The organism is Rhizorhabdus sp. GW822-FHT03C02, from assembly GCF_058801765.1.
In genome coordinates this window covers 228,435-235,580 of record NZ_JBXANN010000007.1, presented here as the reverse complement: position 1 = coordinate 235,580, position 7,146 = coordinate 228,435, and the positions used below count along the sequence as shown (strand labels likewise).

Annotated in this window: 8 protein-coding genes; 5 read left to right on the top strand and 3 right to left on the bottom strand. The window is 63.8% G+C overall.

Annotated features, from left to right (window positions below; translation table 11 throughout):
- Nucleotides 1-165: 165 nt before the first annotated feature.
- The 4 genes from AC1RM6_RS18775 (at nt 166) to AC1RM6_RS18760 (ending at nt 3,833) form a co-directional block, all read left to right on the top strand.
- Nucleotides 166-516, top strand: coding sequence for a hypothetical protein (locus AC1RM6_RS18775; RefSeq protein ID WP_493103965.1), 351 nt, complete (start codon nt 166-168; stop codon nt 514-516).
- Between the two features lie 15 nt (nt 517-531).
- Nucleotides 532-1,596, top strand: a complete 1,065-nt coding sequence (locus AC1RM6_RS18770; RefSeq protein WP_493103963.1) for a hypothetical protein — start codon at nt 532-534, stop codon at nt 1,594-1,596.
- Nucleotides 1,593-1,907 carry a hypothetical protein gene (locus AC1RM6_RS18765; protein ID WP_493103961.1) on the top strand — a complete coding sequence of 105 codons (315 nt, stop codon included), beginning with the start codon at nt 1,593-1,595 and terminating at the stop codon, nt 1,905-1,907. The genes AC1RM6_RS18770 and AC1RM6_RS18765 overlap by 4 nt, the downstream gene beginning before the upstream one ends.
- 315 nt (nt 1,908-2,222) lie before the next feature.
- On the top strand, nt 2,223-3,833 hold the full coding sequence (locus tag AC1RM6_RS18760; protein ID WP_493103959.1) for a helix-turn-helix domain-containing protein: 1,611 nt from the start codon (nt 2,223-2,225) through the stop codon (nt 3,831-3,833).
- A gap of 176 nt (nt 3,834-4,009) precedes the next feature.
- Here AC1RM6_RS18760 and AC1RM6_RS18755 read toward each other — a convergent pair whose 3' ends face one another.
- Nucleotides 4,010-4,312, bottom strand: a complete 303-nt coding sequence (locus AC1RM6_RS18755; RefSeq protein ID WP_493103957.1) for a polyhydroxyalkanoic acid system family protein — start codon at nt 4,310-4,312, stop codon at nt 4,010-4,012.
- A gap of 26 nt (nt 4,313-4,338) precedes the next feature.
- Nucleotides 4,339-5,127, bottom strand: coding sequence for a transglutaminase-like domain-containing protein (locus AC1RM6_RS18750; protein ID WP_493103955.1), 789 nt, complete (start codon nt 5,125-5,127; stop codon nt 4,339-4,341).
- A 219-nt stretch (nt 5,128-5,346) separates the two neighbouring features.
- Between AC1RM6_RS18750 and AC1RM6_RS18745 the strand changes: the two genes are divergently transcribed.
- Nucleotides 5,347-5,547: a DUF6771 family protein gene (locus AC1RM6_RS18745; protein WP_493103953.1), complete on the top strand. Its 201-nt coding sequence runs from the start codon at nt 5,347-5,349 to the stop codon at nt 5,545-5,547.
- Between the two features lie 274 nt (nt 5,548-5,821).
- Here the strand turns inward: AC1RM6_RS18745 and AC1RM6_RS18740 are convergent, their stop codons facing one another.
- Nucleotides 5,822-7,108 carry a radical SAM protein gene (locus AC1RM6_RS18740; protein WP_493103951.1) on the bottom strand — a complete coding sequence of 429 codons (1,287 nt, stop codon included), beginning with the start codon at nt 7,106-7,108 and terminating at the stop codon, nt 5,822-5,824.
- Between the last annotated feature and the right edge of the window lie 38 nt (nt 7,109-7,146).

Below are 7,146 nucleotides of genomic sequence, written 5' to 3'. Positions count from 1 at the left end.
GACACCGACACCGACACCGACACCGACACCGACACCGACACCGACACCGACACCGACACCGACACCGACACCGACACCGACACCCACGCCGACGCCATCACCCACGCCGACGCCGACATAAACGGTGCCGCCGCCGTCAGGCCGCCCTTGATGTGAGGAACAGCCATGCCCGATCAGAACCAGGTCAACCCACAGGTTATCGATATCATCAACCAGTCGCATCTGGCGACGATGGCATCGCAGGTCGTGCTGACCAGCGGCGCCGGCAAGGCCTATCAATCGGTCGCGCAGTCGACCGCGATCGCGGTGCAGGACGCGACCGATGCGTTGCGCAACATATCGACGATCGCGACCACGGCCGCCGGCGTGGCGATGGCGCAATATCTGGCGACCGGTCTGCCGCAATATGCCGATGCGATGGGATATGCCCAGGACATGGTCAAGAACGCCACCCAGGATTATGCCGGAATTGGCGCGGCTGCCGCCAAGATCCTCAGTGACTTCCCATCCGGCTGATGAGGAGCTGAGGACATGACGATATCGGTATCGAGCAGGATATATCGGCCGTCAGGGCTGTCCGAGGTCGGGCGCGTCGTCGTCGCGATGATCGATGGCGGCCAGCAATGGCTGGACTGGGCGATGAAGGATCAGCAGGCGCGCTATCATTTCCGCGACGAGAGCACGCTCGTCGCCGGCATCCAGTCGGGCCTGCACGGCACGTCGCTGATGCTGCTGCCGCGCCTCGGCCTGTGGGTCAGTCCGGTCAAGCTCATGACGATGGGAGTGGCCGATTTGCGCATGCTGGCCCGGGCCGAAGGCGGCGCAGATCCGGCACCCGATCCCGCGGGCCTCCAGAATGTCCTCGCCCTGCACAATCTGGTCGTCCAGAGCGATCTGGAGCCGGTCACGGGGTTTCTCGCCGATCTGCAGGTCGGCGGTGCGCCCCTGTTCCAGGCGATGAGCCTGGACGACCAGATCGCCATGCTCGGCCTGCAGCGCGATGGCGACATGGCGGCGGTGCCGGGCACCGAAGCCGCCGCCTTTGCGGTCGCGCAAGCGCTGACGCCGATGGAGTTCATCGATTATTTCCGCGCCTATCGGGGCTATGCGGGCGGGCTCGGCGCGACGGGCCAGCCGCAGCGAGCGGCGGCGATGCAGGCGGCGCTCGATACGCTGCTGCCCCTGACCTTTGGCGCACTCGATTGTCCCAGCGTCGACGGGCTGGTGGCACCATGGGAAGTGGGGGCGGCGATCGGCGAATGGCTGCTGATGGGGCGCCAGATCGGCTTCGGTCGCGTGTCGCTGGCATTCCAGCAGTTCGTCACCAATGCCGGCTATGGCGGGCAGACCGGCAGCGAAGCACAGGCGATCGTGCGCGACTATCTGGTGCGCGCCCAGCTGCTGTTGAATGCCGCCGAGATCGGACGGGGGCGGCTGGGGCAGAATGGGGCGTCCTGCCTTTTCCATATCCAGTCGGACAGCGATCAGGCGGATATCGAACTGGCGCCGTCGGGCATGATCACCCTGCGCGGGTTCGGCCGGCTCGCGCCGGCCGCAGCCCCCGTCACAGACGCCAGCACGGAGGTTGCATCATGATCGACGATTCCGAAAACCAGCCGACGCCGGCCGACCAGCCTGCCGCTTCGCCGGTCGCGATCGCCCAGGCCGCGGTCATGGCGGCCGCCAATGCCGCCCGTATGGCGGTCGAGCAGGCATCCCAGTCGCGTACCGAACAGGCGGCAGCGGTTTCGGCGGCGATGGCGCAGGCCTTCGCCGACGCGCGGGACGCACAGGCGCGGGCCTTCGCCGCCGCCGAGGCGGCGATCGCCAATGCGGTGGCCGCTTCGGTGCCGGTCGCTCCGGCGACGCCCGCGGTCACGCCCACGGAGCCAGGCGCGAACGGCTGACCACAAAGCCCAATCGCCCGGAGATCATGCGATCATCGCACCGCCCATCCCCTATTGGCTGCGCCACGATAGGGTTAGATGCCATGCGAGTCCCTTAAACATTGCTTGTCCCATAATAAAAGCATGGATCGAAAAACGTGCCGTAAATCATTGAAATGATTGTTGACACGACTCGATACATTGCTTTTTAATCATGTTCTGCGGGGCAGGTAATATTATCGTGACACCGAAAGTCCGTTTGGCATGTCCATTGCCGAATTAGGGACGGGTCGCGGCCGTCTGCCCTTTTGAGCAATTTTCTTCGAGGGAATTGTCGTGGCATTTTCGGCGCATCATATTGGTGACGAACTGCTGACCAGCATCAGCGGATCGTTTCGAACCCTTCCCGATCTGCTCGATGCCCTGATGCGGGCGCTCGCCGAACGCGTGGGTCCCGTCAGCAGCTATATCCGCCTGCGCGGGATCGGGACCTTGGCGATCGGTCATCATGGTGGACAGGCGATGTCGGAGTGGCTCGGTGAACCCGCGGGGAGCGGCATGACGATGCCGGCGCCCGCCGACATGCCACCTCCGAAGCCGGCGCGGCTGGACGAAGGCGACGACCAAGCCGCGCTGCTCTTTCCCATCAGCTATGCCGGTGTCGAACTCGGCGAACTGTGTTTGGTCATGCCCGCGCCGCTCGATCCCACGGATCCGGCGCGCGAGCTGCTGCTGCATTTCGCGCGCCATTGCGGGCTGCTGGTCAAGCGCTACGAGGTACGCTGCTGGTCCGAACAGCGGCTGGGGCGGCCGTTGCTGCTGGTGGGCATGAGCAAGCCGTTGCGCGACCTCGAGCGCTTTCTCGAGCTTGCCGCCAGCAATGCGCTGCCGGTGCTGCTGCGGGGAGAATTCGGGACCGAGAAGGTCCAGCTCGCCGCGACGATTCATTGCTGCAGCCCCTGCGCGGCCGGTGCTTTCGTGCAGGTCGATTGCGCCGAGCCCTGGGGCGCCCCCGGAGCCTGGGTCGAACGTGCCCAGGGCGGCACCCTGTTCCTGAACGGGGTCGACGAACTCGATCCGCGATTGCAGCGGCAATTGCCCCAATATCTGCCGTCGCGGCTCGATCAATGGCTGTCAGCCCCGCAATCGCAATCGATACGGCTGATCGCATCGACGACCACCGATCTTCATGACCGGGTGCTCGATGGCACATTTTCGCGCGCCCTGCTCGCCGAACTCGATTTCCTGTCGGCGACGATACCGCCGCTGCGCGATCGGGCCGGCGATATCGACGCGCTGATCTGTCAGGCGCTCGAACGCAACGGCTACCGTGCCGAGGACAAGCGCACCGATACCCTGGTCGCCTTGTGCAAGGCGCATCATTGGCCCGAAAATCTGTTCGAACTCGAACGGGTGATCGCGCGGCTGGCGGCGATGACCGAAGGGCGCCCGATCCACCGCCGCGATATCTGCCGCCACGCGCCCGCGATCGTGCCGGAACGTTGCGAGGAAGAAGGCGTGGAGGCGAGCGAAGCCGATGACGAGAATGTGGAGCCCGACGAGGCCGACCGCTGGGTCCGGTTCGCGATCGGTGGAGCGGGAACGCGGCTGCAGGGGCTCCACGATGCGCTCGCCCGCGCGCTCGTCCATCTCGGCCAGCATTATGACGAGCCGATCGCTCTGGGGCAGCTTGCCTGGCACGCCAATGTCAGCCCGTCGCACCTGAGTTTCCTGTTCCGCAGCGGCATCGGCATGCCGTTCAAGACCCTGCTCAGCCACATACGCATCCACAAGGCGCGCGAGCTGCTGTCGGCCGACGGCCGGCGCAACATCACCGACATCGCGTTGAGCGTCGGCTTTGCGGATCTGAGTCATTTCGAGAAGAGCTTCCGGCGCATCGTGGGCCAGAGCCCGCGCGAATTCCGCCGCGCTGTGGCAAGCCGCTGACATGCAACGTCCGGCACGTTCGCCGGCACCATGGCAAAAGACCCGCCGGCATGGGATGCCGACGGGTCTGAAGGGAGGCCGCTGAGCGGGGGGGGGGTGCTAAAAGCGACCTCGGGGAACATAACCGCCAGAGGGATGCATGGTTCCCGGCATCGCCGAATTTTTTCATGTGCGGATCACCGCAGCAGTTTCGTTCCGCTTTCGAGCAGCTTGTCCTTGATCGTCGAGGCGAACAGCGCCAGCGTCGGCGGCAGGTCGAGCAGCGCATGGACCTTGTCGTCGAGCACGTCGATCCGCGCCGCCACACGCTGGCCGAGCGCCTCGACGGTGAAGGCGAGGGTGTCGCCCTCCCAGCGATGCTCGGTCACCCGGCCGCCGGGAATGATCCCGATCAGCTGGTCGAAGCCTTGTTCGATCTTCGCGCGCGCGCCGGCCCGGCCGGCCTTGTGGGGGATGTCGATGACGATCGGATCGGGCATGAAGCAACCTCGGACAGGAAAGCGGGTCAGTCTGGTTTCGGCAGTGCGCTGACCGCGACGCTCTGCGACAGCAGCTCGGCCTCGCCGAACACAGTCATGAAGGCGATGTCGGTGGCATCGCGGCCGACCGCGATCCGCACCAGTCCGTCGAGCGGGGCGAGCTGAGTGGCGTCGACCAGATACCAGTCATTTTCCAGCCAGACCTCGACCACCGCATGGAAATCGGGCGGGTTCAGATCCCAGGCATAGGCCGACACCAGCCGCGCCGGCACGCCCACCGCCCGTGCGAAGCTGGCCATCAGATGGGCGAAGTCGCGGCACACCCCCTGGCGCTTGACGAAGACGTCGACCGCGGTGGTCGATCCGTCGCTCGATCCGATGCGATAGTCGACATGCTCATGGATCCACTCGGCCATTTCGAGCAGCTTGGAGCCATGGTCGACGCCGGGAAATTCGCGCGCGACGAACGCCTCGAACTTGTCGGATTCGCAATAGCGGCTCGGCCAGAGATAGGGGATCACCTCGGGCGGCAGGTCGCGGCGCGGGGCGATATGGAGTTCGTCGATGCGGACCGGCCGGCGATCGACATCGACCACCGCCTGGTAACGTGCGCGGAAATAGTCATGGCCGAACATCCAGGTCCGCCGCCCGATCCCGTCCTCGCCCTCGGTGGCGCGGAGCGGGCCGACCCCGTCGATCGTCAGCAGATCGCTGACGATCGTCTGGTCGACCATCTGCGCGACCTCGATGGTCAGCAGCAGGTCGGTCGGCTGGCACAGCCGATATTGAAGGTCGGCGTCGATCTGAAGGCGCATCGGGGTTCCCGCTGTTGGACGCTGTGAACGCGTGAAGCCGCATCGGTGTCCGCACCATGCGATCGGCGATCGCAAGGAGGGGCAGCGGGCGGGCGTCAGCCGGTCATAGGGCGGCGCGCACGAAAAGGGGAGGCCGGTTGATGCGATGCAGCAAAAATTGCGCATCCATTCCCGCTGTCGCCGCTTGACGATATGTTCTCTTTTTGTTCTTATCGAAACATGGAACGAGTCACCCGCCACCATCTCGCCGATGTCATCCTGAACGCGCCCGGCTGGGCCCGGGTGGGGCTGACGATGACCGATCCCGATCTGCGCCTGCGCGCCGCCGACGAACTGGCGGGGACGATCGCCGACCGGCTGGGATTGGTGCTGGGCGAGGTCGACGACCGGACGATGGAACTGCCGTTGGGCGGGGCGTGATGGCTGTACCGATCCTCTTCGGAGCTATGCCACGATGGTCGTGAAAGGAGGGCTGGAAAGGTCATGGCGACGGCGACATGATGAGGACAAGACGGTGCCGGATCTCGCGCTGGCATGTCGCAAACCCGGAGCATTTTTTGAACCTCGGCGAACAACAGTAGCCGATATCGGCCAGGTCAACACGCGACTATCGACGCGGCATGTCATCGTCTACGCTGCCAATCAGGCGGTCCTGGAAGATTATTTTCCGATGTTATGTATTCCAGGCATGGATTTAAAAGTCGGAATCGAAGCGGAAGACGGCCGAAAACATATGATGTTGGTTGCCTGACAGGGCGGTGAACTGAAGTGTTTCATATAATTGACCGTGCTTCAGCGGCAGTTTCAAGGAGAAGCCGCAATCCGGGCCGGTCGCATATTGCCTGGCACGGATAACGTCTGTGCGTCGTTCTCTTGGAACGGCCCGGCCGATCCGTCTTTCGCCCAAATGGCATTCGATGCGATCGACATAGCCACCATCGGCGCGCAGGCTCCAGCCGCGCACTTCCAATATGTCGCTATGCGTGATCTGTACTTGATCGATGTACAGGGAGAAGCTTTCCTGGTCGCCGAGCGACGACGCATCGGCAATTACCCGTCCGGCGCGCTTGATGGTCATCATGCCGGCGGCGGGTGAGACTGTCGCCCGGTCATAGGTGAGCGGAAATTCCTCGATATTGGCCGCGGTGAAGCGCGTAGAAGCGCCCTTTGAATGGGTGAGGATGAACAGCAGGGAGTCGACCTTGAACTGTTCGGCCAGTCGCTGTGCCTCCGCCAGGTCCTCGTCGCTGTCATTGTGGGAAAAGACGATATATTTCCACTCGACGAACGGTCGCTGCGCCTGCCCCGCCATGAATTCCAGGAGAGCGAAGACCTTCGAGATGTCGCCGCCCCTGCGATAGCGCTCATAGGATGCTTGTTTCACGCCATCGCAGGATACGGTCAGCTTATCGAGATCGACGTCGATCAGAAGATCGGAGACGTCGACGCTGCCGCTGGTCGTAGCTTCCTGCACGCAGTGGGGATGCCATTTGCGGACCAGACGCGTCAGGTCGGCCAACCCTTCGTAGAGGAGCGGCTCGCCCCAACCCAGATAATGCGCCTCCTCTATCTCTATGCCGTTTTTCGAGCAGCTTTTCAGAAGTGCTTCGAGTGTCGCCGGCTGTAGATCCCATTTGCCGGTTCGTATCTTGCCCTCGCGTTTGCGCTGGCAGGACGGGCAGCCGAGGTTGCATGCCAGGGTTGGCTCGATCATCAACTTGATCCGGCTGCCCAACATGTCCTGCGCGACGCCGCCGCTCGAAAAGGTGTGGCACCCTTCGCACGTGCCTGGCCAGGGCACGCGCCCCTCGGCAAAAGACCGGCGGACATGCGCATAGATCGGACCGTCGATGACTTTGCGAATGTCCCAGCCGATGCCGGTGCTGACCTCGCCCAATATGATTCCGTATCCGCTACTGTCGTCGCAGGCCAGTTGGCCGTTGCTCTTCAAAGTAAGCATTCGCAGGATTCGGCAATCCATTGACATCTCCAGAGATTCGGCGCCGATTTTCCTGCATC